The sequence below is a fragment of the Campylobacter sp. JMF_08 NE1 genome, assembly GCF_027737875.1.
GTDB lineage: Bacteria > Campylobacterota > Campylobacteria > Campylobacterales > Campylobacteraceae > Campylobacter_B.
The window spans coordinates 265225-291910 of record NZ_JAOVUC010000001.1 but is presented as its reverse complement, the minus strand read 5'-3'; the positions used below and the strand labels follow the sequence as shown (position 1 = coordinate 291910).

Annotated in this window: 29 protein-coding genes and 1 tRNA gene; 5 read left to right on the top strand and 25 right to left on the bottom strand. The window is 41.2% G+C overall.

Annotated elements, in window-relative coordinates; translation table 11 throughout:
* Positions 1-2: 2 nt before the first annotated feature.
* From OFN91_RS01435 to OFN91_RS01405, 7 genes are read right to left on the bottom strand one after another with little or no spacing between them, the layout of a single operon-like run.
* Positions 3-860 (bottom strand): ATP phosphoribosyltransferase regulatory subunit, encoded by an 858-nt coding sequence (locus OFN91_RS01435; protein ID WP_270862199.1) that lies wholly within the window; start codon positions 858-860, stop codon positions 3-5.
* Positions 857-4966, bottom strand: a complete 4110-nt coding sequence (locus tag OFN91_RS01430) for a sensor domain-containing diguanylate cyclase (protein ID WP_270872996.1) — start codon at positions 4964-4966, stop codon at positions 857-859. Before OFN91_RS01430 ends, OFN91_RS01435 begins: the two co-directional genes overlap by 4 nt.
* A 49-nt stretch (positions 4967-5015) precedes the next feature.
* Positions 5016-5705 (bottom strand): molybdate ABC transporter permease subunit, encoded by a 690-nt coding sequence (gene modB / locus OFN91_RS01425; protein WP_270872995.1) that lies wholly within the window; start codon positions 5703-5705, stop codon positions 5016-5018.
* Entirely contained in the window at positions 5698-6561 is an 864-nt protein-coding gene (locus OFN91_RS01420; RefSeq protein WP_270872994.1) for an ABC transporter ATP-binding protein, read from the bottom strand. Before OFN91_RS01420 ends, modB begins: the two co-directional genes overlap by 8 nt.
* Positions 6554-6937 carry a hypothetical protein gene (locus tag OFN91_RS01415; protein WP_270872993.1) on the bottom strand — a complete coding sequence of 128 codons (384 nt, stop codon included), beginning with the start codon at positions 6935-6937 and terminating at the stop codon, positions 6554-6556. Before OFN91_RS01415 ends, OFN91_RS01420 begins: the two co-directional genes overlap by 8 nt.
* The gene (gene modA / locus OFN91_RS01410; RefSeq protein ID WP_270872992.1) at positions 6934-7701 is read right to left on the bottom strand and encodes a molybdate ABC transporter substrate-binding protein; all 768 of its coding nucleotides are present in this window, start codon (positions 7699-7701) and stop codon (positions 6934-6936) included. The genes OFN91_RS01415 and modA overlap by 4 nt, the downstream gene beginning before the upstream one ends.
* A 52-nt stretch (positions 7702-7753) precedes the next feature.
* Complete coding sequence (locus OFN91_RS01405) at positions 7754-8530, bottom strand: TOBE domain-containing protein (RefSeq protein WP_270872991.1); 777 nt, start codon at positions 8528-8530, stop codon at positions 7754-7756.
* Positions 8531-8716: 186 nt separating this feature from the next.
* Between OFN91_RS01405 and OFN91_RS01400 the strand changes: the two genes are divergently transcribed.
* The 4 genes from OFN91_RS01400 (at position 8717) to OFN91_RS01385 (ending at position 12650) form a co-directional block, all read left to right on the top strand.
* A complete protein-coding gene (locus OFN91_RS01400; RefSeq protein WP_270865865.1) occupies positions 8717-9427 on the top strand; it encodes an MlaA family lipoprotein in 711 nt (236 codons plus the stop codon).
* A gap of 3 nt (positions 9428-9430) precedes the next feature.
* Positions 9431-10018, top strand: a complete 588-nt coding sequence (locus OFN91_RS01395) for a Tgt2/MlaC family protein (protein WP_270872121.1) — start codon at positions 9431-9433, stop codon at positions 10016-10018.
* A gap of 3 nt (positions 10019-10021) precedes the next feature.
* Positions 10022-12514, top strand: coding sequence for an efflux RND transporter permease subunit (locus OFN91_RS01390; protein WP_270872990.1), 2493 nt, complete (start codon positions 10022-10024; stop codon positions 12512-12514).
* Between the two features lie 38 nt (positions 12515-12552).
* Positions 12553-12650 (top strand) — tRNA-Sec (locus OFN91_RS01385).
* 176 nt (positions 12651-12826) lie between these two features.
* On the opposite strand, the gene trxB is transcribed toward OFN91_RS01385, so the two are convergent.
* The 18 genes from trxB to mqnP form a co-directional block, all read right to left on the bottom strand.
* Positions 12827-13768, bottom strand: coding sequence for a thioredoxin-disulfide reductase (trxB, locus tag OFN91_RS01380; protein WP_270862209.1), 942 nt, complete (start codon positions 13766-13768; stop codon positions 12827-12829).
* 81 nt (positions 13769-13849) lie between these two features.
* Positions 13850-14167: a thioredoxin gene (gene trxA / locus OFN91_RS01375; protein WP_270862210.1), complete on the bottom strand. Its 318-nt coding sequence runs from the start codon at positions 14165-14167 to the stop codon at positions 13850-13852.
* A gap of 78 nt (positions 14168-14245) precedes the next feature.
* On the bottom strand, positions 14246-14584 hold the full coding sequence (locus OFN91_RS01370; RefSeq protein ID WP_270858421.1) for a YraN family protein: 339 nt from the start codon (positions 14582-14584) through the stop codon (positions 14246-14248).
* Positions 14584-15849: a homoserine dehydrogenase gene (locus OFN91_RS01365; RefSeq protein WP_270872989.1), complete on the bottom strand. Its 1266-nt coding sequence runs from the start codon at positions 15847-15849 to the stop codon at positions 14584-14586. Before OFN91_RS01365 ends, OFN91_RS01370 begins: the two co-directional genes overlap by 1 nt.
* A complete protein-coding gene (locus OFN91_RS01360) occupies positions 15846-17057 on the bottom strand; it encodes an LL-diaminopimelate aminotransferase (RefSeq protein ID WP_270862213.1) in 1212 nt (403 codons plus the stop codon). Before OFN91_RS01360 ends, OFN91_RS01365 begins: the two co-directional genes overlap by 4 nt.
* 1 nt (position 17058) lies before the next feature.
* On the bottom strand, positions 17059-17814 hold the full coding sequence (locus tag OFN91_RS01355; protein WP_270865859.1) for a hypothetical protein: 756 nt from the start codon (positions 17812-17814) through the stop codon (positions 17059-17061).
* A complete protein-coding gene (locus OFN91_RS01350) occupies positions 17808-18758 on the bottom strand; it encodes a helix-turn-helix domain-containing protein (RefSeq protein ID WP_270872988.1) in 951 nt (316 codons plus the stop codon). The genes OFN91_RS01355 and OFN91_RS01350 overlap by 7 nt, the downstream gene beginning before the upstream one ends.
* Positions 18751-19431, bottom strand: coding sequence for a 23S rRNA (guanosine(2251)-2'-O)-methyltransferase RlmB (gene rlmB, locus OFN91_RS01345; protein WP_270865857.1), 681 nt, complete (start codon positions 19429-19431; stop codon positions 18751-18753). The genes OFN91_RS01350 and rlmB overlap by 8 nt, the downstream gene beginning before the upstream one ends.
* A gap of 35 nt (positions 19432-19466) precedes the next feature.
* A complete protein-coding gene (gene rsmI, locus OFN91_RS01340; protein ID WP_270872987.1) occupies positions 19467-20282 on the bottom strand; it encodes a 16S rRNA (cytidine(1402)-2'-O)-methyltransferase in 816 nt (271 codons plus the stop codon).
* Positions 20283-20483, bottom strand: a complete 201-nt coding sequence (rpmE, locus tag OFN91_RS01335; RefSeq protein ID WP_270858428.1) for a 50S ribosomal protein L31 — start codon at positions 20481-20483, stop codon at positions 20283-20285.
* A gap of 71 nt (positions 20484-20554) precedes the next feature.
* The gene (locus OFN91_RS01330; RefSeq protein WP_270872986.1) at positions 20555-21211 is read right to left on the bottom strand and encodes a 16S rRNA (uracil(1498)-N(3))-methyltransferase; all 657 of its coding nucleotides are present in this window, start codon (positions 21209-21211) and stop codon (positions 20555-20557) included.
* A complete protein-coding gene (locus tag OFN91_RS01325) occupies positions 21211-21708 on the bottom strand; it encodes a hypothetical protein (RefSeq protein WP_270872985.1) in 498 nt (165 codons plus the stop codon). The genes OFN91_RS01330 and OFN91_RS01325 overlap by 1 nt, the downstream gene beginning before the upstream one ends.
* A complete protein-coding gene (locus tag OFN91_RS01320; RefSeq protein ID WP_270872984.1) occupies positions 21708-21893 on the bottom strand; it encodes a hypothetical protein in 186 nt (61 codons plus the stop codon). The genes OFN91_RS01325 and OFN91_RS01320 overlap by 1 nt, the downstream gene beginning before the upstream one ends.
* Positions 21893-22474: a 6-pyruvoyl trahydropterin synthase family protein gene (locus OFN91_RS01315; protein WP_270872983.1), complete on the bottom strand. Its 582-nt coding sequence runs from the start codon at positions 22472-22474 to the stop codon at positions 21893-21895. The genes OFN91_RS01320 and OFN91_RS01315 overlap by 1 nt, the downstream gene beginning before the upstream one ends.
* On the bottom strand, positions 22471-23220 hold the full coding sequence (locus OFN91_RS01310; protein ID WP_270872982.1) for a 7-carboxy-7-deazaguanine synthase QueE: 750 nt from the start codon (positions 23218-23220) through the stop codon (positions 22471-22473). The genes OFN91_RS01315 and OFN91_RS01310 overlap by 4 nt, the downstream gene beginning before the upstream one ends.
* 2 nt (positions 23221-23222) lie before the next feature.
* Positions 23223-24188: a GTP 3',8-cyclase MoaA gene (moaA, locus tag OFN91_RS01305; RefSeq protein WP_270872981.1), complete on the bottom strand. Its 966-nt coding sequence runs from the start codon at positions 24186-24188 to the stop codon at positions 23223-23225.
* An 82-nt stretch (positions 24189-24270) separates the two neighbouring features.
* Positions 24271-24630 carry a hypothetical protein gene (locus tag OFN91_RS01300; RefSeq protein ID WP_270862223.1) on the bottom strand — a complete coding sequence of 120 codons (360 nt, stop codon included), beginning with the start codon at positions 24628-24630 and terminating at the stop codon, positions 24271-24273.
* A 9-nt stretch (positions 24631-24639) separates the two neighbouring features.
* Entirely contained in the window at positions 24640-25509 is an 870-nt protein-coding gene (gene mqnP, locus OFN91_RS01295; protein WP_270872980.1) for a menaquinone biosynthesis prenyltransferase MqnP, read from the bottom strand.
* A gap of 127 nt (positions 25510-25636) precedes the next feature.
* On the opposite strand from mqnP, the gene miaA reads away from it, so the two are divergent.
* On the top strand, positions 25637-26515 hold the full coding sequence (miaA, locus tag OFN91_RS01290) for a tRNA (adenosine(37)-N6)-dimethylallyltransferase MiaA (RefSeq protein ID WP_270873066.1): 879 nt from the start codon (positions 25637-25639) through the stop codon (positions 26513-26515).
* Positions 26516-26686 lie beyond the last annotated feature (171 nt).

Sequence of the window (26686 nt, the reverse complement as noted above, 5' to 3'; positions counted from 1 at the left end):
GTTTAATCCTTTATCATTAATTTTTCTATCAATGCATCAACCAAAAGTGCAAAACCACTCGACTTCAATCCGTCAATCTCATAATTTCCGCCATTGCAAAGCACGCTATTTTCGTCTAAAAATCTAAAAAATAGCGCCTTGTAATAGCGCATTTTTGAATAATACAAAAGTGAAACTCTGATATTTTTATACTCTACGCCTAAATTTAAAATTTCATCTAAACAAGGCTTAATCTCCTCTGGCACGATTTTTCGTAAATTTTCCACATCGCCCAAATTTGTCGCGCGCGCTGTTTTGCCTAGCCAGTCGCAGTTTTGAGCCAAAATCGTCTCGATCTCGCCCTTTTCAAAAACGCTAATTGGTAAATTTAATATTTCGCAAATTCGCTTTGGAATTTCGATATTGCTTAGTTGCAAAACAGGTTCTAAGCTAAATTCTCTAAAAATTTGTATTGCGATTTTTATCGCCAAGGCTAGGTTGCTCTCATCTATTAACTCTGCGCCGATTTGGTAAAATTCCTCGCTAGGGTATTTAAATGTAGGCTGGATATAAAAAAGTCTTTTTAGACTTTCATCTTTTAGTCTTCGACGCACGATTCGCACGACATCGACCGTGCTATCGGCACGGAGTGCGATTTCGTGGTTGCTAGGATCGGAAAATTTCAAAAGCTTCGCCCCAGCCACGCTTAAATGCTGATGATACGAAAAATACGGCGTGAGAATTTCGCTAAATCCGTGATTTTCTAAAATTTTGCTAGCTTTATTTTCGAGTTCTCTTTTTAGTTTTGCGCTTGTGCCAAAATATAGGCGCGAACCATTTGGTATTTCGTGATCAAAGTCCGCACTGACGCTATTTATCATGATTCCTCCAAATTTAGTATAAACTTATCTACTCGCGCTTTGTATTTTGTAATGAAGCTTTGTAAATCTTCAAATTCAAGCGCAAGAATATCCAAAATTTGCTTATTAATTTCTGTATTTAGCATAAATTTATGGCTTGTGGATTTTTCGATTCTGGTTTTGATCTCTTTGATTTCTTCTTGGAAAACCTCAAAGCGAAGATCGGTGATATCGCCGTGTTCTGCGTTTTCTAAAAATTCAAGCGCGATATTTTTGTAATCCAGAGCAATCAAAAAGTTTTCAAACTCATCTTTTGTGATTGGTTTAGCGCCCTTGGCCTCTTTTAGCTTGGCGATGATAGCGGTGATTTCCTTCCTATCGACGGCCTTTCCGAGGAAATTTCCTTGCATAAAATTAAATTTGAAATTTTTAAGCAAACGGCGTGAGAGCGCGTTTTCGATACCCTGTGCGCCTAGTTTTTCAAATTTCAGCTCGCCGCGCAAGTATTTCACCAAATCTAGCAAATTTTTTATACCTTCACGCTTTTTGGCGACATCTAGGCAGAGCCTCATATCGATTTTAATGATATCAAAAGGCATACCTTTTAGGTATTTTGAATTTTGGTGATTTGCATTATTTAGAGCAAATTTAATGCCAAAATCAGCGTATCTTTGTCTAATGAGTTTAAAATCAGCTGCGGTTCTGTCGTTAAAATCGGTGATTTCAAACATAAATAGCTCGGTCTTTGGCGCGTATTTTTCTATCGCGCGCGAAGCGAAATAGTAAAATTCATCGCTTTTTAGCACTTCTAGGCTGATATTTATCGAGCAGAGAGAATTTGTCTCTTTGTTAAATTTCAACATTTGCGTAAATGAAAATTTAGAGATTAAAATTTCAAGTTTCGGCTCTCTGATATCAAATAAAAAGTCGCTAGGCAACAAAACGCCCAAATTTTCGCGTCGCCAACGAAGCAAAAGTTCGTAGCCGTAAATTTTGTCTTTATCGTCAATGATAGGCTGATAAAGCATGAAAAATTCGTTGTTTTCGATAGATTTTTTCAGCCTTTCCTCGCTGATTTGCAAATCGTCGAAATTCTCTTTATCAAAGATACAATATCTATTTTTTCCGCTCGTTTTAGCGCGGTACATTGCGCGGTCTGCCCTGCTTAAAAGCTCGTTGAAATCGATTTCTTCGCTTCCGTCGTAAAACGCCGCACCCACGCTCACGCTCGCGCTTACCTCGTTGCCATCAAGATTAAATTTTTTATTCGCAATTCCTAAAAGTCGCTCTAATAGCGCGTGTGCTGCTTTTTCGTCTTTCAAATCCCCTATAATCGCGCCAAACTCATCTCCGCCAAGTCTAGCTAAAATATCGCCCTTGCGAAGTAGGTTATTCATAGTCTTGCTGACCTCTTGCAAAAACAAATCCCCCACATCATGACCGAAATTATCATTAATCGCCTTAAATCCGTCAAAATCTATAAATAGCACAGCCGCAAGCCTGTTTTGTTCCTTTGCCGCGCTTAGATACTCGCCCGCTGCGTTTATAATGTAGATTCTATTTGGCAAGCCTGTGAGCGCGTCATGATGAGCGATTTTGACAAGCTCGCTCTCTTTTTTCTTAATCTCAGAAATTTCGTTAAACATTAAGATATAGTTGCTTACCACGCCAAATTCATCTTTTATCGCGATAGCCGAAAACAGCGCAGGGAAATCATCGCCGTTTTTCTTGACGCAGTAAATTTCATCTGTATAGCTTAGGCTCTCTTTATCAAGCTTTTCCTTGATTTCGCCCATTATACCGCCGTCGTGATCTACTCTGAAATACTCTGGCACCTCGCCCACGACATCTGTTTCACTAAATTGCATAATCGTATAAAATGCCCTATTTGCGCGGATAATCCTACCAATATCATCTGTGATGACAATCGCCTCTAACGACCTTAAAAATACATTTGAATTTAAATTTAACTCAGCTTCAATGTCTTTTTTAGCGGTGATATCCTCGATAGTAGCGACGATTTCTTCGGCACCGCCACTTCTTTTTTCTTTTTTGCTAGCATATCCTTGCAGGCTAATCCACGCGTATTTTAGCTCGTCGTTATCGCTTAGCTCGTCGTTTAGCTTGATTCTGATTTCGCATGAAATCTCATCGCTTATGCCTAGCTTGCATTTGTTAAGTTCGTCGTTAAATTTCTTCAAATCCACATAGTAAATTTTCGCTACGAAATCGCCTATACTCATCTCTGTATCGACGCTAGCTTCCTTACTACCTAAAATCTCCATATACTCTTTGCTAAGCATGATTTTTTTGGCTAGCAAATCAATCGTGCATGGGCTATACGATCTGGTTTTTAAAAGCTCTTCGTTGCTTTTCATATCTGATTTGAGTTTGTTGATTTCCATGAGCTTATCGTGTATGTTGGTAAAATACATAACGACTTTGCGCTCTTTTTTATACAGACAAATCGTAATCTCATAAAACGCCCTAATCGAATTTCTATGCAAAATCGGATAAACCCGCTTAGTAACTTCATTATTTTGCCTAGTATCGCTCATAAGGTTTCTTAGCTCGTTTTGCAAAGAATCGGCGTCGCTTTTTTGAAATAGGCTCCAAAAATATGTCTTGCCCTCTAAAATTTGAGTATTTTCATATCCCCAAATTTCACGCGAACTAGCGCTGACATCGATTATTTCGCCACCTTTGATGACTACGGTTACGATTGGAGCGTCATTTAGATATTTATACTTTTCTTTGGTATCGGTGTAAAATTTGCGGTATTTTGAAGCATCTAGCAAGACATAAAGCACCAAAATATCCTCGCCATTGCGCACAAAGGTCTTTTTGATATACATATCCTTTTTGCCGTTTGGGGTATCGTGCGTATGGATAACATAATTTTCTTTGGTGTAAAGTGAAATTTGGCTTTGGCGGGCGTTTTCATACAGCGAAGTCGCTTCTAGTGTAAAGATATTTTTGCCCACGATATCATCGCCGTAAAGCTCCTTGGCTCTAAGGCTAGCGTTGTTTATCATACCATTTGTGTTTTCGACGCTAAAAATCATTAGCGAGCTTTTTTTCAGCGCGTCGATAAATGTAAAATCCACCTTGCTAGCCCTGCCAGAATACTGCACGCTTTCATCGAGTTTTTGCGCGATTTCTAAAATTTGATCTAGCGCGCCCATGGTTTCGATCTTAGTCGCCGTGGCCTTATAAACGCCACCTGAAACCGAGCTGTGAAGCAGGTGCAAAGGCTCGAAAATTCGGCGTTTTAAAAATTTGTAATTTGTCAAAGTGATTAGCAAATACAAAAACAAAAAGCCAAGCGCTAGCAAAACCAAAAGGTTTTTTAGGCTTAGATATTCTTTTAAATTTTTGCTTATCATTATGAAATTGTTCGAATCGTCAAATTTCTCAAAATAGACAAATTTGCGCTCGCCAAGGCTTTTTAAAATTTTGAGTTTTTTCTCGCCTTCAAAATCAAATCTATTTGTATAAAGCACGAAAATATCGTTTGTGATATTAAAAATTTCGCCCTCTTTATTAAAAATCAAAATTTCGCCAAGGCCGGTAAATTTGTCATTTAGCGAGGTTGTGTTTGCAAAGGCTATCAAAAATGTATTTGCCTCGACCCTTTGGATCAAAAAATATCTATTTGCGCCATTAATCTGCATGAAGCGCGATATATAGCGGTTGTCTTTGATTTTTGAGATAAAATTATCAAGCCTAATCTCGCCCAAATTTGCCATAGCCGAATCGTTGAAATACGAAGCTATAACCTCGTCTTGATTGCCCACGGCCCTGACATAAAAAATCGCGTCGAAATTTTGCTTTTGCGAGGCCGTATGCTCGATAAGACGGAAATACAAGGTTCTTCTTGCATACTCGTTTTCGGTTTTTAAACCCTGGTAGGTTTTGAGGTTTTCAGATAAAATTTGAAGTTCGCTAAAAAGCTCGGCGTTGCGGTCTTTTACAGCGTTTTTTGCTACGCTTAATTTGGTAGAAAGCTCGGCTTGGATATTTGAGCCCACAAAGCCAAAAATGCAAAAAACAAGCGCAAAAATAGCCAAAATTCCAAGAATCAAAGCTATAAAAAATCGTTTGGTTATTACTCTTTTATCTTCCATTTTTATGCCAAAAATTTAAATTTTTCGCGCCATTTTAGCAAAAAAGTGATTAAAGTCTTATTTTATTTGACCTTTCACCCAAAAAATGCATAGCCAAAAGCACCAAAAAGCTAAAAATCAGCATAATCGCCGAGTATAAATGCGCGCTGGTAAAATCTAAAATTTCAGTCGCCTCATAAATCGCAATCGAAGCTACCTTGGTCTGCTCGCTCACAGAGCCTCCTATCATCAGCACCACGCCAAACTCTCCCATAGTGTGCGCGAAGCATATCACCACAGCGCTTATCAAGGACGGTTTCATCGCCGGTAGTAGCACCCTAAAAAGCGTAGCAAAAAACCCCTTTCCTAGCGACCACGAAGCGTGGCGAAGCGAGGCTGGAAGCGAACGAAAACCGCTAAGCATGGGCGAAAACATAAATGGTAGAGAGTAAATACAGCTTGCGATTACCAAACCGCTGAAATTAAAGACAAATCGCACACCAAAATTTTCATCGAAAAACCTGCCAAGCGTCGAATACGGCGATAAAAACACAAGCAGATAAAATCCCAGCACACTTGGTGGAAGCACGAGCGGAAGCGAAATGACGCTTTCAATCACGCTTTTGGCGCGAAACTCCCTATACGCCATAAAATATGCCAAAAACAGGCAAATCCAAAACAGAGTAAATGTCGTCACCACCGAGAGTTTAAGCGAAATCAAAAACGGCGTGAGGTCTAAATTTCGTAAAGCTTCAATCATTGTTTTCCTCGATTTTTTTCAAATTTATATTAAAGGCTTTTGCGCCCACGCTCACGCTATCGCCCACGCGCAAATCCCTAGCCTCGCTCACGCTTAAAACCACTTCGCAAAGTTGCGCCCCAACAGCGATTATAGCGATATTTACGCCACCTGCTTCGCGCAAAGCAACCACCTTGCCACGAAAGCTAAATTTTTGCGAACCGCTAGTTTGCAAGAAAATTTCACTTGGCGAACCCTCGCGCACAAGGCTTCCATTTTTTAGCTCATACACACGCTCGCACAGCCTGTAAATCTCGCTGATATCGTGGCTGACAAGGATAATAGTGGGGCGAAATTTCTCATGGATTTTTTTGAGATAGTCTTGGATTTTTTCACGAATTTTATAATCTAGCGCCGATAATGGCTCATCAAGTAGCAAAATTTCTGGGCTTTGCATTAGAGCCCTAGCCAGTGCCACGCGCTGTTTTTGTCCGCCAGAGAGCTGCGAAATAGCGAAATTTGCGTATTTTTCAAGCTCTAAAAATTTTAGCATTTCGCCTGCTTTTTGCAAATCTTTTTTGGCAAAAAGCAGATTTTCTATCACGCTCATATTCTCAAAAAGCGCGTAGTCTTGGAACAAAAAGCCGATTTTTCGCTGCTTAGCGTGCATAAATTTTCGCCCATTATCTAGCGTGATTTCGCCGTTTGTAATCGCCCCGCTATCTATTTTCATAAAGCCAGCAAGTAGCCTTAAAATCGTGGTTTTACCAGATCCGCTAGCCCCATACAGACAGACAAAGGACCCCTTTTTTATCTCTAAATTCACACTGATTTTAAAATTTTCGTTTAGCCGTTTTTCGCAATCAATCTTAATCATAAATTTTCTCTATAAAAATCGCGCTTGCATTTGCGTAAATGTAAATTTCATCGCCCACGCAAAGCCCTAAATTTCGCACACTCTGCGTGGTTGCGATAATGTCAAATTCTAAATTTTGCTCATTTTTACAAAAACTTAAATTTGATAAAATTTCGCCAAATTTAATCTCTGAAATCTCGGCACAAATTTCATTTTCTGCCGAAATTTCGCATTTTTTGCGCGCCAAAAAAGCCTGTGTAGCCTTAAAACCAATTTCCACGCCTAATCCCACACTAAGGGGCTTTGGGAGTTCTAAAAAAACTCCGCAAAGCCCGTGAGAGAAAATAATTTTATAAATTCCCTCGCTCGCTAAAATTTGCTCTACCCTAACTCTCAAAACTCATATCCGTATTTGGCGAAAATTTCTCTGCCCTTATCGCTTAAAATAAAGTCATAAAATGCCTTTGCTTCGGCGTTATTTTCGGCTTTTTTGAGTATTACCATGCCTTGCGCGATTGGCTCGTAAAGCGCACTATCAACAAGCACGAAATGTTTGCCTTCCTCGCATGCACTTTCATTGCAGCCACTCTCTTTCATTTTTGGCGCATACATCGCACTGGCTGCGATAAATCCCACATCAGCCGCACTTAGCGCCTGAGTTAGGGCTTCGCCGATTGATTTAGCCTCGACGATTTTTCCTTTTACGCTATCATAAATTTCAGCTTTTTGCATAGCCTCTACGCTAGCAGTGCCGTAAGGGGCTGTTTTTGGGTTTGCGATAGAAATCGTTTTTACCTTTTCGTCTTTTAGCGCGTCAAGCCCTTTCCCTAAATCCACGCCACGCACGCTTAGCATTGCAACCTTGCCCTTGGCGTAAGTTTGCGCTTTTGCCGTAGCAAAACCAGCATCAAACAAATCATCGGCAAATTTCATATCAGCCGCCATAAAAATATCAAATGGTGCGCCGTTTTTGATCTGCGTATTTAGCGCACCACTTGCGCCAAGGCTCACATTTAGCTTAGTATCTGGATTTAGCTTTTCGAACTCAGCCTTAATCTCGTCAAAAGCGTAAGTCGTATTCGCAGCCGCTGCGATAGATACCTCGCCCGCATTTAGCGCACCACATAGCGCAAGAGCGCAAAGTAAAAATTTGTGTTTCATAAATTCTCCTTAAAAAAAATGGATTTTAAATTTTAAAATTTTTTCGCTCAAATCACACGCCGATAATGATATCATCGGGCTCTATGCACGCCATCACCTCATCGCCCACGCCCAAATTTAGCTCATTTGCGCTTTTGCGCGCGATTATGGCGATTATGTTTTGATGACCTGCGGTATCTAGGCAAATTTGAGCGTTTTTAATGCCGATTTTGACATCACTGATTTTGCATTTCACGCCGTTGCGCTCGCCCAAATTTTCGCCTTTTAAAATTTTCACACTTGGGGCTTTGAAAATTAGCAAAACCTCTTTGCCGGGCCTTAATTCTAGGTTTTTTTCACTTTCGATTGTGATTTGTGCGTCTAGCTTCTCGCCACCTGAAAGCGTGAGCGTGATTATGCTATCGACTGCGCCTCTGCTAATCTCGCTAATAACGGCGTTTAATTGATTTCTGGCTGAGAGTTTTATGCCAATTCTTTCAAGTCCGATTAAATTTTCATCGCTGATATCATCGGCCTTTAAAATTTGCTCCAAAAAGCTATCGCCGACCCTGCTGATGATATCATAGGAGCGAATTAGGCTTTTAGCGTAGTCAGTGAGCTCCGAGCCACTATTTTTTTTCGAGCCTTGCGCACGAGAAATCAGAGGCTTTTTGCTGGCGTTGTTTATCAAATTTAGGCTATCCCAGCAGTTTTTGTAGCTAATGCCGATTTTTTGGGCGGCTTTGGTGATTGATTTAGTCTCATCGACAGCTTTTAGCAAGGCGATATGGCGTGAAATCAGCGTCGTATCCTTGCTAAGATAAAGTTCTAGCGCAAATTTAGCGTTCATAAATTTTCCTTTTTATTTCATTTACTTTTTGTGATTTTATCTGTATAAAATAATATATTTAAAAAGCTTAAAAATACCTTTTTATGGGATTTTATTTCATTATTTTAATTTTAATTTCACACATAGACAAAAATTTACTTAAATTTTGTAAAATCGCCCTTTCGATTAAATTTAAAAGGATAAGGGTTGAAATTTCATAGAGCTTTTTTATGCGCTGTTGCGTGTAGCTGTGCGCTGTATGCCACCGATACTAGCGCTGAGATTGATGAGTTTGACGCCGAGTATAGTCAAAAGGAAGTTTTCGATCCGCTAAGTGGCTATAACCGCGTAATGACAGGCTTTAACGATGTCTTTTACCGCTATTTGGTGACACCTGTGGCCACAGGCTATGATTATGTCATGCCAGATCCCATTCAAGGAGCATTTGCGAACTTTTTCCACAATCTAATGTATCCAATGCGCCTGACAAACAACCTTTTACAGGGCAAATTCGAAAACTCATGGGACGAGACAAAGAGATTTTTGATAAACACTACAATCGGTTTTGCTGGGCTTAGCGACGCAGCGACCTTGCATTTTAACATACCGCGCCACGATGAGGATTTCGGGCAGACACTAGGATACTGGGGCGTGCCAGCAGGACCGCATATAGTCTGGCCGATACTAGGGTCTAGCAACTTGCGCGATACTTTCGGGCTTGTGGGCGATTTTTTCACCAATCCGGTAAATTACATCGACGATAACACCGTAAGCATGTCGGTAAATGCGTTTAGGATTTTTAACGATTACTCTCGCGATCCTGAATTTTACGAGAAAATGACAAGCGGGGCTGTGGATTTATACCCATTTTTACGCGATGCTTATGAGCAAAGCAGAGAACAAAAAATAAAGGAATAGATTATGAAATTTTTTAAAATTTTAACTTTGGCGTTTTTGCTTTTTAGTTTTTCACACGCTATTAGCGACGCTGATATCGAGCCAGTAATGAGCCAAAAGGTCGCCACAGCAGTTTCGATTATGAGGGACGGCGCGCTCGCAAAGGACGCTAAACCAGCCAAAATTTTCGCCCTATTTGATGAGTATTTCGACTATAAACAAATGGCAAAACTATCCCTTGCCAAGCATTATGCGAACCTTTCAGACGCCCAAATCGCCGAGTTTAACAAAGCTTACGAGGCGCATTTAAAGCGCTCATTTATCGACAAACTCTCACTTTATACCGACCAAGATATGAAAATTTTAAGCAAAGAAGCTCCAAGCGAAAAAAGACGCGTGCTAAAAACGCAAATCATCGGCGAAGATAAAAACTACGCAATAGATTTTAAATTTTTCCCAACCGGGAGCGATTGGCGCATTTACGATGTCGATATCGTGGGCGTTAGCCTAATCCAAACCTACCGCTCACAATTTGGCGATGTCGCGCAAAATTTGGGCTTTGACGAGCTATTAAAACGCCTTAATGCGACCGTAATCGAAAGTGGCAAATAACGCTTGAAACGCATTTTTCGCTTAATTGTCAAATTTCCAAAGAGCGTTTTAGCTATATTTAGCGCTCTTGCGCTCTTTTTTGGTTATTTTTGCACACATTTAGAAATAGACGCTTCGAGCCAAACCCTGCTTTTAGAAAACGACAAGGATTTAGAGATTTGGCGCGAAGTTAGCGCGAGATATGCTACGCCGAATTTTTTCGTCGTGGCATACACCCCATCGCAAGATTTGCTAAGCAAACAAACACTTGAAAATATCGCAGAACTTAACGCCAAATTTAGCGCGCTAGATTTCGTTGATAGCGTGGTGGATTTGGGAAATGTGCCGCTTTTACTAAACAAAAAGGGCGATTTGAGCGAGCTTTTAAAGCATATCCCCACGCTAAAAGACGCAGATATCGACCTAGCCGCTGCCAAGCGTGAGCTACTAACTAGCCCATTTTACGCTTCAAATTTAGTCAGCGCAGATTTTGGCACGACTGGAATTTTGATAAATTTAAAGCCAGAGAAAAAATACGAAGAGTTGCTTCGTGCGCGAGATAGTGCGAAAAATGCCCTAAATTTGGCAAAAAAATCAAATTTGGCGAATTCAGAAATTTCAAATTTAAAGCAAAATTTAAAACTTGCCGAGCAAAATTTCAAAGCTTACAGAGATGAACTTCGTATCAAAGACCACGAAAATTTACAAAACCTTCGAGCCATAATCGCCGAATTTTCTAGCGCGCACCCTAGCGAGCGGCTGTTTTTGGGCGGTATAAATATGATAGCCGATGATATGATAAGCTATGTCAGAAACGACCTTAGCACTTATGGTGTGGGCGCGCTGGTGCTCTTGCTAGCGTGCTTTTGGCTCTTTTTTAGGCAGGCGAAATTCATCATGCTTCCGCTTATCATTTGCGCTTACTCGGTAATGATTAGTAGCGGACTTTTCGGGCTTTTGGGCTTTGAAATTACCGTAATTAGCTCAAATTTCATCGCCCTTGTGCTAATCATCACGGTTTCTGTGTGTATCCACCTAATCGTAGCTTACCGCGAATACAGCGCCAGATTTCCTAGCTTTTCGCAACGCCAGCTAGTATATGCGGTCTTGCGCGAGCGGGCTAGGCCATGCTTTTTTGCGATTTTTACCACGATTGTGGGATTTATGTCGCTAATTTTCTGTGATATTAAGCCTGTAATTTCGCTAGGAATTATGATGAGCGTGGGAATTGCGTGCTCGCTAGTCGTGGTGTTTTGCCTCTTTGGCGCGGTGATGAGCATATCTAGGCGCACGCATAATAATCGCAGTTTTGAGAAGCAGTTTCGCTTCACCCATTTTTGCGCGAATTTAGCCCTAAATCACAGAGGCAAAATTTACGCAGTTTGCGCGCTAGCTGTTTTGGCTGGGATTTTTGGGATTAACAAATTGCGTGTGGAAAATAGCTTTATCGGATATTTTAAGGAAAATACACCGATTTATGCCGGTATGGAGGTCATCGACACCAAGCTTGGCGGCACGATTCCACTCGATATCGTGATAAAATTCCCAAAATCGCAGAGCGCGCCAAGCGAGGAAATGGACGAATTCGAGGCTGAATACGCCGCGAACGAAAACGACCCAAAATACTGGTTTAGCTCCCAAAAAATGCGCATTATCAATAAAACTCACGCATTTTTAAAAGACCAAAACATTAGCGATCACAAATTTATCGGGCAAGTAAGCTCTCTAAGCTCGCTTTTGCAAGTCGGGCGCGAGATAAACTCGGGCGAGGAATTAGATGATTTAATGCTAGCGCTAATTTACTCCGAACTGCCTGAGAACTACCGAGAAATGGTGCTTTCGCCCTATGTCAGCATAGAAGAAAACGAGGCGCATTTTAGCGTTCGCACGATTGATAGCGATCCAAATTTGCGCAGAAATGAATTTTTGCAAAATTTGCAAAATGATTTAGATAAATTGCTCGCAAATGACGGCGTAAGCGCGCAGGTAAGCGGTATAATGGTGCTTTATAACAACATGCTCCAAACCCTAATGAGCTCGCAAATCGGCACGCTTGGCATTACGGTTGGGGTTTTGTTTATGCTGTTTTGCTTGATTTTCCGCTCGCTAAGCTACGCATTTATCGCGATTGTGGTAAATCTAATCCCGCTTTGCGTATGCTTTGGGATAATGGGGATTTTGGGCATTCCGCTAGATATTATGAGTATTACGATTGCCGCGATTAGTATCGGTATCGGCGTAGATGATGTCATACACTATCTATTTCGCTTCCGACGCGAGTTCGCGCGCACGCAAGATAGCGCAGAGGCAATCCGCGCAAGCCACGCTAGTATCGGGTATGCGATGTATTATACTTCGTTTGCGATAATTCTGGGATTTAGCGTTATGATGATAAGCAATTTTTGGCCGACGATTTATTTTGGGCTTTTAATCTGCCTTGTAATGGCACTTTTGTTGCTTGGCGCGCTCATAATCCTGCCTTCACTCTTAATGAGCAAATCTAGGTTAAAAATTTAATCTAAAATCAAATTTAGCCTGCTATAATGGCAAGTTTTGGAGAGGATGATGACCTGGTGGCGTCTGCGGACTTCAAATCCGATAAGAGGGCGGTTGACCGCTTTCTGGGGGGTTCGATTCCCTCACTCTCTCGCCAAAGTCTAAATTTCAAAATTTCAAATTCTTAGCGCAAAATTTTCCAAAATTCACAATTCTGCAAATTTTATACGAATTTAAAATTTAAACTTAGTATTTTTGAAAAATTTAAAATTAACATAAACCCCCAACCACAAGGAGTGGCTGGGGTTTGAAATTTAAGAATTTAGAATTTGATTAATTTGAGTGTTCTAGATATGAAATCACGCCAAGGGCGGCTGTCGCGCCGTCTGCGGCTGCGCAAACGACCTGTTTTGGCGCATCTATGCGCAAATCACCCGCCGCAAAAAGACCTGGCAAGCTTGTTTGCATTTTGAGATTTACCACGACCTTGCCCTCGTCGTTCATATTGCAGATAAAATCGCCGTTTTCGTCCCTTAGCACGCTGTTTCGCACATCAAGCCCCACGAAGGTAAAAATCCCAGGCAGGCTCAATTCTCTTTTTGCGCCTGTGTTTTTATCGCTAACGACGATGCCCGTTACTCCGCTATTATCGCCTTTAATCTCATCGACAATAGCATTTGTGATAAGCTCGATTTTTTCGTTATTTTTGACCTTTTCGATAGTGTTTGGCGTAGCGCGGAAGCCGTCTCTTCTGTGGATTAGATAGACTTTCGAGCAGATATTTGCTAGATACAGCGCCTCTTCGAGCGCAGTATTTCCACCGCCAAGCACCGCTACTTCTTTGTTTTTATAGAAAAATCCGTCGCAAGTAGCGCATGTGCTAACCCCGCGTCCGAAAAACTCGTCCTCACCCTTAACCCCTGCTCTGCGAGGTTTCGAGCCTGTGGCTACGATTACGGCCTTGGCACGAGCGGTTTTGCCACCCTCTAAAAATATGCTAAATGCGCCGTCTTCGTCTTTTTTGATACGCTCGACGCTTATCATTTCGTGTTTGAGCCCGAAGCGAAAGCACTGCTCCTGCCATGGCGCCATGAAGCTCATGCCGTCCATTACGGTCGCTACGCCGGGGTAATTCTCCATTTCAGAGCTACTTGTGATTTGGCCTCCTGGCATACCCATTTCATACATTACGACATTTTTAAGTCCGCCCCTTGTGGCGTAAAGTCCCGCACTTAGCCCAGCTGGACCGCCACCAATGATTGCTAAATCTAACATTTTTTCTCCTTTGTTTTATTTTTTAATCAAATTTAGGGCTAAATTTCAGTGAAAAATAAAAAGGGCTTTCGCCCTTAAATTTTAAAGTAATGAGTTGATTTTATCAGTGATTACTTGTTTTGATTGCGCGCCGATTAGTTGAGCTGCAACTTCGCCGTTTTTGAAAAATAGCATAGTTGGGATCGAGCGAACGCCAAATTCTACTGCCAAATCTTGCGCTTCATCGGTATTTACCTTGCAAATTTTAGCTTTGCCCTCAAACTCGTTTGCTAGCTCGTCGATGACAGGGGCAATCATACGGCATGGTCCGCACCATGGAGCCCAAAAATCAACTAACGCAACACCCTCGCCTACTACATCTTTGAAATTTGCAGATGTAAGTTCGATATATTTTCCCATAAATTCTCCTTTAAATAAATTTGGTTGAAAATCGGACTATTATAGTTTTACAATATTAATGAAAGGTAAAAATTTGGGTTATAATGAAATATTATTGATAAAATTTATCCGTTGCGGATAAATTTCAATTAAATCAATCTGCCAATCATCGCAAATTTCGTTTGTCAAAATGTAATAATCAATCGCCTTTAAAATTTTGCTCATCTTTGCAGGCGTTACACGGCTAGCAGCGCAGTAATCGCCACTAGTCGCCTTAACCTCGATAAAGTGCAAAATTTCATCTTTTTGCGCGATGATATCAATCTCGCCAAATCGTGAGTGAAAATTTCGCGCGATTATCTTAAATTTATTCTGCTCTAACCACCCAGCCGCCCTATCCTCGGCAGAAAATCCAAAGAGATAATTTTTTAGCCCCATTACTCTTCGATTCTAATCATAAATGGTCGCTGTATGATAAACTCCTGCGCGTCTAGCTCGCCCATAGCGCGCTTGACATCGGCCTCTAAGCTCGTGTGAGTGGTGAAAAACAGCGTCACGCACTCTTCGGTTTTTTGCTTTGGTTTTTGCAAAAAGCTATCAATTGAGAGATTGTTTTCGCTTAATATATTTGTGATTTTAGCCAAAACGCCCTTTTCGTCTTTGACGCGAATTCGCAAATAATACTTCGTGCGAATTTCACTCATAGGCGAAATCACAAAATCATTTTCAAGCTCTTTTTTATAGCCTAAAATCGGGCTTTTGTTACCGCGAGCTATATCGATTAAATCGCTTATAACTGCACTTGCCGTAGCCCTGCCGCCAGCTCCTGGGCCATAAAACATACTCTCGCTCATACAATCCCCAAAAACGCTCACGCCGTTCATTGCCCCGCCGACCTTAGAAAGCATTGCGTTTTGCGGGATTAGGGCTGGATGGACACGAAGCTCGACACGGCTTTCGTCAATGCGTTTTGCAATCGCCAAAAGCTTGATTACATACTCAAATTCATGCGCGAAATATATATCTTCTTTGCTAATCCTATCAATACCTTTAATCAAAATATCCTCAGGCCTACCTTGCGCCCCATAAGCAATACTAGCTAGGATTAGCAGTTTGTGCGCTGCGTCAAATCCGCCTATATCAAAGGTCGGATCAGCCTCAGCGTAACCTAGCTCTTGCGCCTTTTTTAGCGCGTCTTCGAAATTTTCGTTTTTTTGCATCATATTTGTGAGGATATAATTGCTAGTGCCGTTTAATATACCGATGATTTTTTCGATTTTATTCGCACTTAAACCCTCACGCAAAGCTTTGATTATCGGAATTCCACCAGCTACGCTAGCTTCGTAACCAAAAGGCGTGGAGCCGGCTAAATTTTCAAGCTCATATCTATGATAAGCCAAAAGTGCCTTATTTGCAGTAACGACAGCCTTTTTGCGTTTTAAAATTTCACTAACTATCTCATAAGGCTTTTCGACCCCGCCCATAAGCTCGACAAAAACATCGATATCATCGCGGTTTATGACTGAATTTATATCATCACTTAGTGGAATTTTAGCACTGCGCTTTTTGCTTAGATCTCGCACTACACCGATAACTGGCTCGATTTTAACCCCGGCACGCGCAGTGATTAGCTTTTCGTTTTCGATGAGTATGTTTGCTACCTCGTTACCGACGGTTCCGACGCCTAAAATCGCTACTCTCATTTGACCTCTTTAAGATATTTTTTGATATTTCGCGCTGCTTGGCGGATTCTATTTTCGTTTTCGATAAAGGCGATTCGCACATAATCATCTCCTGCACTTCCAAAGCCAATTCCAGGACTTACAGCCACGCAAGCCTGCGTTAGAAGCTGTTTTGAAAACTCCATGCTCTTTAATCCAGCGCATTGTGGAGGCAGTTTTGCCCATGCAAACATGCTAGCTTGCGGGGTCGCGATCTCCCAGCCTGCGTTGCCAAAGGCTTCTAGCAAGACATCTCTTCGTTTTTGGTAAGTCGCCCTTATCTCATCGATGCACTCTTGCGGGCCATCGAGCGCGATTGTAGCGGCGACTTGGACCGGGGTAAACATACCATAATCAAACCACGATTTTATCTTTTTAAGCGCGGCAACTAGGCGTTTGTTTCCACACACAAAACCCACGCGCCAGCCAGCCATATTATAAGTTTTCGATAGCGTGTATGCCTCGACTGCGACATCTTTGGCGCCATCGACCTCAAAGATACTTGGAGTTTTGTATCCATCGAAGCTAATCTCAGCGTAAGCTATATCGCTGATGATATAAAATCTCTCTTTTTTTGCCATTGCTACAAGGCGCTCATAAAAGCTCTTTTCGACGGTTACGGTTGTAGGATTGTGCGGGAAATTTACCACGACATATTTTGGCCTAGGAATACTCTCGTCAAATGTTTTTTGGAGCTCGATGAAAAATTTATTCTCGTCAAATTCCAAAGTTTGCGTATCGTAAGGCAAAGGGATTTTCACCACATTTCCGCCTGCGATAATGAAGGCTTGGGTGTGGATCGGATAGGCAGGATCTGGGACTACGGCTACATCGCCAGGGTTGATTATCGCACTTGTTAAATGCACAAAACCCTCTTTCGAGCCCATTGTCGCGACGATTTCGCTATCTGGATCAAGCATGACGCCGTATTTGCGCTTATACCAGTTAGCACATGCCAAGCGAAGCTTGTAAATGCCCTGACTTACGCTATATCCGTGAGTTTTGTCCTTTTGCGCGCTTTCGCAAAGCTTGTCGATGATATGCTGTGGCGTGCGGCCGTCTGGGTTACCCATAGAAAAGTCGATTATATCATCGCCCTTGTGGCGTGCGGCCATTTTAATCGCATTGACCTCAGCAAAAACATAATTAGGCAATCGCTCGATTTTGCCAAATCTAATCTCGTCAAACATCTCATCCTCCTATAAGTTTGATTTCTAAGCCTTGTTTGATATTTTCCCCAGCAAATGCGTCGCAAAGGTGCATATAATGCGCATTTGGCGGGAATTTAATCTCCAACTCTTTTACTTTTGCCTCACTGATTTTGTTTGAAATTTCGTCTAAATTTTTGTCATAAAAAGCGATATTTGGATACCAAACCTGCGCGCCTTTGGTTTTAACAACTGCTTTTTTGGTGTTTGCGATATTTATAAAATAGCTACTTTTTAGCTCGTTTTGTTCTTTGTTTGTGAGTAAATTCATACTCTCAAAATTCAGACGAAATAGCATTACATCGCCTAAAATCATAAAATCCTCGACATAAATTTTATGCTTTTTAAGCTCAGTATAAATCGCGCCCGGATCGACCATACGGTTTGTGCGCAAAAGTATGCTTCTTAGCTTTTCGCCCTCGTCTAAATTTAGAAAAGCTAAATTTTTGTAATTCTCTAAATTTAGCCTGTCAAAGACCAAATTTAGCGGTTTTAAAAGAAATTTTGAATTTTGCTTCGTAAGAAATTTTATCTCGATCCCGCGCGCCCTATCACTTGGAGTGAAATTTAAAATTTGGTTTTTTTCTAAAATTTTGCTTATCTTTGCAAGGTCGGCAAAGCCGTTTTTATCGCTTAAATCTTCACTTGCGTTGATATCGTAACGCGCCAAAATTTCGCTAGGGCTCGCACAAAAAGCCAGCCCCAAACAAAACGCGAGCGCGAAAACGATTTTTACCACTTTTTGCCCTTATTTAGCCGAATAAACTCTTCGTTTGAAATTTTGTTTATTTCGCCGTTTTTAATGTGGAGTTTGATTGTGTTTTTCTCGCTAAATTTCACTGGATCGCCCGGCTTTCCTATGTCAAACATACCGTGCCCAGTAGCGATTAAAAGCTCGTCGCTAGCACTTAGCGTATAGCTTTCGGTTGTGACAAATTCTCGTTTTTTGCCGGTAGTTAAATTTATTATTCCTAGCCAAATTTTAACATGCGGTGTGAGTTTAAGCTCGTCGCTTGGGCTAAATTTCGCGCTTGTGTTATTATCGCTAGCATTGCTATCACTTGCGTTTGCGTCGCTTGCATTAGCCTCTGCTTTGATGATTTGTATGCTTCGATCTAGCGCATTTGGCGCACTTGCATTGTAATCACTTGTATTATAATCGCTAGCGTTAAATTCCAATGCGCGCGGCGATTCATAAGGCCTAATACCTACATTTTCTAGCTGTTTTTGCGTATCACTAACCACGCTATTATCGGAGTATGTGGCGTTAGTTTCTTCATTTAGCATGGAGCCCAAAAATTCGTTAAATTTCTTATGAAGCTCGAAATAAAAAATCGCAGCGATTATCAAAAATATCGCCACTAGCCATATAATCCAGCCTCCACCCTCTCTTTTGCTGCCACTTGCACGCGCATAGACCTTTTCGACATGGGCTCTTTTGTTTGGTTCAAAACTAGCCTTTGCAGCCCTAAACTCGCTCAACCACTCGCTCAAATCCAGCCCAAATTCGCGCTCTAAAATTTTGATATATCCAGCGACATTAAAATTCGCAAGTTTTTGAAAATCTTTATCTAAAATCGCTTTTAAATTTTCCACTTCGATATGCGTTGCATTGGCGACCTCGCCTAAATCCATGCCTCGCAAACGCTCTAAATCTAAATCTTTTTTTTCCTTCTCATCCATTTAAAATCCTATCACAAAGTATCGCAAAAGCAGCGCTTACATTTAGTGAATCCCAACCCTCGCGCATTTTGATCGATACTTTTTTATCGCATTTTTTAAGCACTTTTGCAGGGATTCCAAAACCCTCATTTCCCATGACAAGCGCCCTTTTTTTGGCAAATTTAAGCTCTTTAAAATTCTCTCCGTCCGCACTAGCAGCGCAGATTTCAAACCCAGCTTGTTTTAGCTCGTTTAGCGCGCCTAGCCCGTCAGCGAGCCTAACTACATTTAGCTCATACGCAGCACCCGAACTAGCTCTTAAAATGCCTTCGATATTTAGATTATTTGCGACAATTATCACGCTATTTGCGCCCAAAGCGTAAGCTGTGCGCATAATCGCGCCGATGTTTCCCACATCGGTCAGCCCGTATAAAACGACCAAAAATTCATCGTTTTTCACACTCGCAAACTCAGCAAATTCAAACTCGCTAACCTCGGCTAAAAAACCTTGATGATTGCCACCATGCGCCAAAGCTTGGGCTTTTTTGCTATCTACGCGCTCGACTTTGACGCCAGTGCGCGCAATACGGCGAAAAATATCGCTCTCGCACTCCTTAGCAAGCATAATGCGAACAAATTTTTCGCTATGGTGTTCTAAAATATGTAAAAATAATTGTTTTCCGTAAATAATCATTTTGCGATTTTAGCAAAAAATGGTTAAGAGATGCCTTATTTTATCAAATCGTTGTAGATTTCTTTGACAGATTTTCCGGTGATTTTGGCAAGCAATTTTGCCTTGATTTTGGGTGAAATTTCGAGGCTTTTAATGTCGTTTTCGCTGATTTTTTCGAAATTTGCCTCTTTTGCGCCAGCTACCACCACAGCCCACTCGCCGTTTAAATTCGCGGTTTTTAGAGTGAGGGCTAGTTCTTTTGCGCTGCCAAAAAATTTGGTTTCAAACTTTTTACTCGCCTCTTTTATGGCAAAAATTTGGCGATTTTCGTCTAAATTTTCGATACCGCAAACAAGGCTTAAAATCCGCTTTGGCGATTCGTAAATCACGCATGGATAGGGGTTTTTGAGCATGTTTTCTATGGCGATTTTGCGCTCTTTGCCGGTATTTGGCAAAAAGCCTAAAAAGCAAAATTCCTTTTCCACTATCCCGCTGGCTGCGACTGCAAGCAAAAGCGCGTTTGCCCCGCTTAAAATTTCGTATTCGATGCCGTTATTTTGGGCAAATTTCACAAGCGCAATCCCTGGATCGCTAATGCAAGGCATGCCAGCGTCGCTTAAAAATGCGCAATTTTTTTGGGTGAAATTTAAGGTGTCAAATTTGGCGAAAAATTCGCTTTCGTTGTGCGTGTGAAGCGAAAAAAACTCTTTTGGAGTGAAATTTATCTGATATTTTTCGCTGAGTAAGTTTAGAAGTTTTTTACTAAATCTTGTGTCCTCGCAGATAAAAATCTCGCATTTGGTGAGTATTTCAAGGGCATGGGTTGAAATGTCAGCGAGATTTCCTATCGGCGTAGGAACGAAATAAAGCAATTATTTCATTCCGTATTTTTGTTTGAATTTCTCAACACGACCCGCGCTATCTACGATTTTTTCGCTACCTGTGAAAAATGGGTGGCAGTTTGAGCAGATATCTACACGGATTTCTTCTTTGTTTGAGCGTGTTTTAAAAGTGTTGCCACAAGCGCAAGTTACGGTTGTTTCAACATAATTTGGGTGAATATCTTTTTTCATTTTAACTCCTTGCAAATTTTAAAAGGTTGCGATTATACAATAAAATTTTTAAAAAATCAAATTTGACTTTTTTAGAAAATAAGCCTTGCGCAAGCAGTCATTATCGCGGTATTTGAGCGTAAAATGTAAGGTAAATTTAACTCGTAAGATTTGCTAAATTTTTTGCGTTCATTTTCAGAAAAACCACCCTCTGGACCTATAAAAGGAATCTCATTTTTATCAAAAATTTCCAAACTTTTGCCCTCAAAATCGATCAAAACCGAATTTGGATATTTAGCCAAAAGCTCGTCCGAGCTAGATAAAATTTCAAGCTCTATAATAGAATTCCGCCCGCACTGACACGACGAATTTATCAAAATTCGCCCCATGCGCTCCAAATCCAGCCTAACATTTTTTTGCGAAAAATCGCTATAAACAAAAATGATTTTTGCCACGCCCATTTCATTTAAGCTAGGAAGCGTTTTTTCAATCACGCTTGGCTCGACCACCGCCCAAGCAAGGCAAAATTCGTGCTTTGGCGCGATAACGGAGTGTTTAAAAACCAAATTCGCTACCGCGGTTTTGCGTGAAATTTCAGTGATTTCATAGATATAATTGCTCTCATCGCGCAAATTTCTAAAATCCACTCTATCGCCCACGCTAAGGCGTCTAGCGCGCAAATGCGAAAAATTTTCGCCCGAAATTTCTAAAATTTCGCTTCCTGCGTTTTTGTCATAAAAAAATACCATTATATAAAACTCACTATCAAAATTATCGAAAAAATTGCGCCCAAAATTTTAGCTATTTGCGCGCGGTAAATTTCAAATTTTTGCCCCAAAAATGCGCGTTTAAGGCGTTTATATCCCACCGCGCACAGCCCCATTATGCACACTGCGCCCACGCACATCAGCCCCACGCTCACGCTCACGCTAGCCATTACTGGCAACATCACAGCCCCAGTTGTTACAATCGCCGCCAAAACAGCGTAATACACGGGCAAAAATTTGCGAATTCTAGCCAAATATTTTCGCCCATTAAAAAGCTTTTTGCGCGCTTTTATCCCCCCTAAATTTCGCAAAGCAGGAAATTTCACGACGCCGTTTTTCTTGGCTGAATTTAAAGTGTAAAATTTAATGTTTTTATCGATTTTAAGGCGCGTTAGAGCAAAATACACAATCGTAAGCCCTCCAAAGACAAAGGCGAAAAATTTATGAAAGCCTAGCGCGCTAGCAAACATATACTCCATTACTCTACCACTGGTTCTGGCGGGAGTTGCGGGTTGATTTGCGGGAGCGGGTCAGGGTTTGCGATGCTCACATCACTAGGCACCTCGCTAGATACAGGCGGCTTTTCTAGCACCTTTTCTTCCTCTTCTTTGCACCCCACAAACAGTGCTAAAACCGCAAAAATACCCAAAATTTTCGCTCTCATTAGCAATCCTTTTCGTAGCTAAATTTCACGCCATTTACGAGCTTTTCAAACATTTTTTTATCTCTCCACTCAGCCATTACACTTGGGGAAAATTTAATGTCTTCTAGCTCGATTTTGCCCATATTTTCGTTATCGGCGTCTTCTTCGAAGCACTGCGCATAGCCCGTGGAGGTCTCATGCACGATGACGCTATGAAGCCTTACTTCGCGCTCGCCGTTTTTCATTTCGCTTAGTTCTAAAAGTCTGCGAATTAAGATAAAAAATATTCTCGCAAACTGCTCCGCGCTCGCATTTTGCGGGATCTCTATCCAGCGCGCGCTGTATTTTTTCAAATCGTTTTTGTATTCGTCGCTCTCGCCAGAAAATATCGTCGTAGCATGGTCAAAACTATCGATTATATCCCTAATCCCAAGCTTCATATAGCCAAAATCATAGACCATGCCAGCATTGTCAAGGTAGTTTGAGCTTAATAAAACCTCGCATTTATACGAGTGCCCATGGATACTGCCCCTGCACCTTTGCGACCCGCAAAAGCGCACTATATGGGCGTTTTCGAACTCATACATTTTTCTGATTATCATACACTTTCCTTATCGTTCCAAATTCTAATATGCGCTCTATCGGAGTAATTATAACCATTTTTTATGCAAAATTTAGCGACAAATTCTGCGTTTTGCTCCAACTCCGCCTTGTTTGCGCCAAGAGGCATACAAAAAACCTCGTTTTCGCACTCTGCTAAAATTTCGCGAATTTCGGCTTTGGCATCAAATTCAGGCGAAATTACAAATTTATAAAAGCTATCTTTTGCATTTTTCTTAATCGCTTTTAAAGCCTCGAAATTTAGCCGTTTTTCGCGCGGTTCGCCCGAATTTGAAAGCTTTGGCGAAATAGCAAAAACGCAATCTTTATAAAACGCAAACTTTTCAAAATCGATTAAAATCGTGCCGTTTGTTTCGAAATGCACCTGGTAATTTAACCTTTGTAAATTTTGGATAAATTCGATAAAAATTTCGTTTTTATGGTGCAAAAGTGGCTCGCCGCCAGTGATGATTATAATGGGTTTTTGCGAATTTGCATTTGAAATTTCGCCATTGATTTTTTCTATTAAATACTTCGCCGAAACTACTTCTTCACTCTCAAAATGCCCCGTCTGCACCGCGCGAATCGTATCGCACCCAACCAAAATTTCGCTAGTTTTAATTGAGCGCGCGCTCACGCCAAATCCAGCGCATTTTAGATTACACCCTGCAAAGCGCATAAACAGCGCAAGTCTGCCTGAGTATTTGCCCTCGCCTTGGATACTTAAAAAGCTCTCTACTAGGCGCAATCTCAACCACCGGTTTGGTAAAATGCACGGCTTGAAATTTCGTTTTGAGCGCCGATTTCCCAGCGATTTTTTTCTGGTTTGTTTTCTAAGACCTGCGCTAAAATTTCGCTAGCTTTTGCGATGTCGCCGGCGCGCACAGCCTCTTTTATGCTTAGGGCGTCCTCGAAATACAAACACGGTATCAAATGCCCCTCTGCGCTAAGTCTTAGCCTATTGCAACTAGCGCAAAAATCGTGTTTGTGCGGATCAATTATGCCAAAAGTGTAGCCGTCATCTAACGCATAAAGCGAAGCTGGGGAGGTGGCTTGCTTTTGAAGCGGTGAAATTTGGTATTTTTCGCCGATGATTTTTAAAATTTCATTTGATTTCACACCCTTTAAATTTTGCGCGTGAGTGTTTTCCATAAACTCTATGAAGCGAATTTGCACCCCTTTTTCTCTGGCAAATTCGATTAAATGGCAAATTTCATCATCGTTAATCCCGCGCAAAACAACGGTGTTTAGTTTGACTTTCAGCCCCACTTCCAGCGCTGCTTCAAGCCCTTCTAAGACATTGTATAAAACGCCCTTTTGAGCGATATATTTGGCGCGCTCTGGGCGAAGTGAGTCAAGCGACATATTTATGCGTTTTAGCCCAGCCTTAGCTAAATCTTTGGCGTAATTTTTGAGATAATATCCGTTTGTGGTAAGGGCCAAATCAATGCCGGGCGCATAATCGCTTATCATTTTGACAAATTTTGCGATATCGCGCCTGATCAGTGGCTCGCCGCCTGTGATACGTATCTTTTCTATGCCTTTATCGATTGCGACCTTAACGAAGCTAAACATCTCCTCAAAGCTTAGAAGATTTTCCCTAGGCACCCACTCAAATGGGGTATTTGGCATGCAGTAACGGCACCTGAAATTGCACTTTTGAGTAACTGAAATTCGCAAATAATTAATATTTCTACCAAATTTGTCGATTAGCATTATAAACCTTAAATTTCTAAATTTCAGCGATTATATATAAATAAAATTCTTTTTGCAAAATTTTATTTTTATATTGATTGGTTTATTTTTTCACGCTTACAAGTAGCTCTTTTAACTGCTCTAAAAGCGGGCGAATTTGCGCCTCGACCCTAGTATCGACCAAAGCCGAAACCCCGCTTAGTCTTTGCTCTATCACCTCATCGATGACATCAGCGACTGCGTTGATATCTAGGCTGGCTACGCCATTGCCTCCATTTTCAACCATAGCGTGAAGCTCTTCGAGCTTTTTCTTTAACATATAGTTTTCTTGCATGCTATCGGTGATGACTTGATCGAAGCGTTCGAATTTTTTATCTGTCTGTTTGTCCTTGATAAACATAACGATTAAAATCAAAACTATAACTACACAAAGTCCCAAAATAATAAGCATATTTAGATCCACTTTATCTCCTTAAAACAAACTTATCCAAACAAATATAAAGAATATAATACCCAAATATCCGTTTAAAGTAAAAAACGCTCTATCGATTTTGCTAAAATCTTTTTCGACGATTTTATGCTCTTTGTATAAAATCAGCGCACACACAGCCACGCCGATATAGGCAAATGTGCCTAAATTTGCCAGCGCGCAGTATAAAAACCAAAAAATCACACAAATTGCGTGAAAAAGCTTCGAAATAAACATCGAAGCCTCTTTGCCATAACGCGAAGGTATGCTAAATAGCCCATTTTGCCTGTCATACTCCATATCTTGGAGCGAGTAGAGCACATCAAATCCACCTACCCAAAACACCACGCCCAGGCACAGCACCACAGACCAAATCGAAATCGCGCCTGTTACTGCGATATTTCCGGCAATCGGCGCAAGGCCTAGGCAAAGACCTAGCATTAAATGCGCAGTTTCGCTAAATCGCTTGAAATACGAATACGAGCCAAGCGCGAGCAAAATCGGCACGCTAAGCCCAAAGGCTAAGCTATTGATAAAATAGGCTACAACCACGAAAATCACGGCATTTAGCGCGATGAAAGCTAGCATATTTTTGCGACCTATGCGCCCATCGACACTTGGGCGAGAAGCGCAACGAGGGTTGTTTCGGTCGATTTCTTCGTCCAAATAGCGATTTACGGCCATTGCGAAGCTTCTAGCACTCACGGCGCACAAAATACCCAAAACAAAAAGTCCAAAGCCAAACCACATTGAGCCGTTTTGCGCCTTTGAGGCTGTTATCATCGCCACGAAAATAAACGGCAGGGCAAAAACCGAGTGTTTGAAAACTATTAATTCGTTAATATCTTTTAAAATTTGTTTAAATTTTTCCATAAATTCCCTTATTTCGGGCGGTATTTTAGCAAAAATTTGGCAAAAAATCTATTTATAATTAAATTTTTCTATCTTAAATTTGCTAAAATTAGCCCCAAAATTTAATTAAAGGCAAAATTTGAGCGAAATTTTACAACTTGCACTCATCGGCACGACAGCCAGCGGAAAGACAGATTTAGCGCACAAAATCGCCCTAAAAACGGGCGCTGTGATTTTGAGTTTGGACGCACTTTGTGTCTATAAGCTAATCGACATCGCTAGCGCAAAACCTAGCAAAGACGAGCTAGCGCAGGTGCCGTATTTTGGGATAAATTTGATAGACCCAAACGAATATTTTAGCGTGGGCGAGTTTATCAAAGAATACGAAAAAGCGCGCGAATTCGCCGCGCAATCGCAAATTCCACTCATCATCACAGGCGGAAGCGGATTTTACCTAAAATCCATGCTCTCAGGCCTTGCGCCCAAAATCCAAGACGCTCAAATTTTCCCGCAAAATAGCGAAATTTTCGCGCTTGCTAGCAAAATTGATAGTGAGTTTTGCGCCAAATTTAGCGCATTTGATACATTTAGACTGCGCAAATGGTATAGCATTTATGTCGCTACTGGCGAAATTCCAAGCGAATTTTTGCGCAAAAATACTGCCCAGCCTGTGATAAAAAATCTCAAAATTTTTGAAATTTTGCGCGGAAAGGACGAAATCAACGAGCGAATCACACTTCGAACCAAAAAAATGTTTGAAGCGGGAATTTTAGATGAGGCGAAATTTTTGTTTGAGCGATATGGATATGAGTGCAAATCCCTATCCTGCGTGGGTTTGAAGGAGTGCGGTGAGTATTTACGGGGCGAGATTTCAAGGGCTAGTTGCGAGGAGCTCATCACAATCCACACGCGCCAGCTCGCCAAACGCCAGCGCACATTTAACAAATCGCAGTTTGAGGGCAAAATACACGCCCCAAGCGAAATTTTAGAGAGAGAAATTTTAAAATTTTTGGGTAAAAATGGCTGAATTTGGCACCAAATCTGTCATTGTAAAAAATGTGGCGCAAGCTACGAGCGTAAAATTTGAAGTTAGAGTTTTGGTAAAATTTATAGAATTTTAACATTCTGCAAATTTAGCGCAAGAAATTTTGAAGTCGTAGATTGCCACGCAAGCAAAGCTCGCTCGCAATGACACTGG

Coding starts and splice junctions, on each gene's coding strand:
- OFN91_RS01435 (WP_270862199.1), bottom strand. CDS start 860: ATGATAAATAGCGTCAGTGCGGACTTTGATCACGAAATACCAAATGGT.
- OFN91_RS01430 (WP_270872996.1), bottom strand. CDS start 4,966: ATGGAAGATAAAAGAGTAATAACCAAACGATTTTTTATAGCTTTGATT.
- modB (WP_270872995.1), bottom strand. CDS start 5,705: ATGATTGAAGCTTTACGAAATTTAGACCTCACGCCGTTTTTGATTTCG.
- OFN91_RS01420 (WP_270872994.1), bottom strand. CDS start 6,561: ATGATTAAGATTGATTGCGAAAAACGGCTAAACGAAAATTTTAAAATC.
- modA (WP_270872992.1), bottom strand. CDS start 7,701: ATGAAACACAAATTTTTACTTTGCGCTCTTGCGCTATGTGGTGCGCTA.
- OFN91_RS01405 (WP_270872991.1), bottom strand. CDS start 8,530: ATGAACGCTAAATTTGCGCTAGAACTTTATCTTAGCAAGGATACGACG.
- OFN91_RS01395 (WP_270872121.1), top strand. CDS start 9,431: ATGAAATTTTTTAAAATTTTAACTTTGGCGTTTTTGCTTTTTAGTTTT.
- trxB (WP_270862209.1), bottom strand. CDS start 13,768: ATGTTAGATTTAGCAATCATTGGTGGCGGTCCAGCTGGGCTAAGTGCG.
- trxA (WP_270862210.1), bottom strand. CDS start 14,167: ATGGGAAAATATATCGAACTTACATCTGCAAATTTCAAAGATGTAGTA.
- OFN91_RS01370 (WP_270858421.1), bottom strand. CDS start 14,584: ATGGGGCTAAAAAATTATCTCTTTGGATTTTCTGCCGAGGATAGGGCG.
- OFN91_RS01365 (WP_270872989.1), bottom strand. CDS start 15,849: ATGAGAGTAGCGATTTTAGGCGTCGGAACCGTCGGTAACGAGGTAGCA.
- OFN91_RS01360 (WP_270862213.1), bottom strand. CDS start 17,057: ATGTTTGACGAGATTAGATTTGGCAAAATCGAGCGATTGCCTAATTAT.
- OFN91_RS01350 (WP_270872988.1), bottom strand. CDS start 18,758: ATGGATGAGAAGGAAAAAAAAGATTTAGATTTAGAGCGTTTGCGAGGC.
- rlmB (WP_270865857.1), bottom strand. CDS start 19,431: ATGATTATTTACGGAAAACAATTATTTTTACATATTTTAGAACACCAT.
- rpmE (WP_270858428.1), bottom strand. CDS start 20,483: ATGAAAAAAGATATTCACCCAAATTATGTTGAAACAACCGTAACTTGC.
- OFN91_RS01330 (WP_270872986.1), bottom strand. CDS start 21,211: ATGGTATTTTTTTATGACAAAAACGCAGGAAGCGAAATTTTAGAAATT.
- OFN91_RS01325 (WP_270872985.1), bottom strand. CDS start 21,708: ATGGAGTATATGTTTGCTAGCGCGCTAGGCTTTCATAAATTTTTCGCC.
- OFN91_RS01320 (WP_270872984.1), bottom strand. CDS start 21,893: ATGAGAGCGAAAATTTTGGGTATTTTTGCGGTTTTAGCACTGTTTGTG.
- OFN91_RS01315 (WP_270872983.1), bottom strand. CDS start 22,474: ATGATAATCAGAAAAATGTATGAGTTCGAAAACGCCCATATAGTGCGC.
- moaA (WP_270872981.1), bottom strand. CDS start 24,188: ATGCTAATCGACAAATTTGGTAGAAATATTAATTATTTGCGAATTTCA.
- mqnP (WP_270872980.1), bottom strand. CDS start 25,509: ATGGAAAAATTTAAACAAATTTTAAAAGATATTAACGAATTAATAGTT.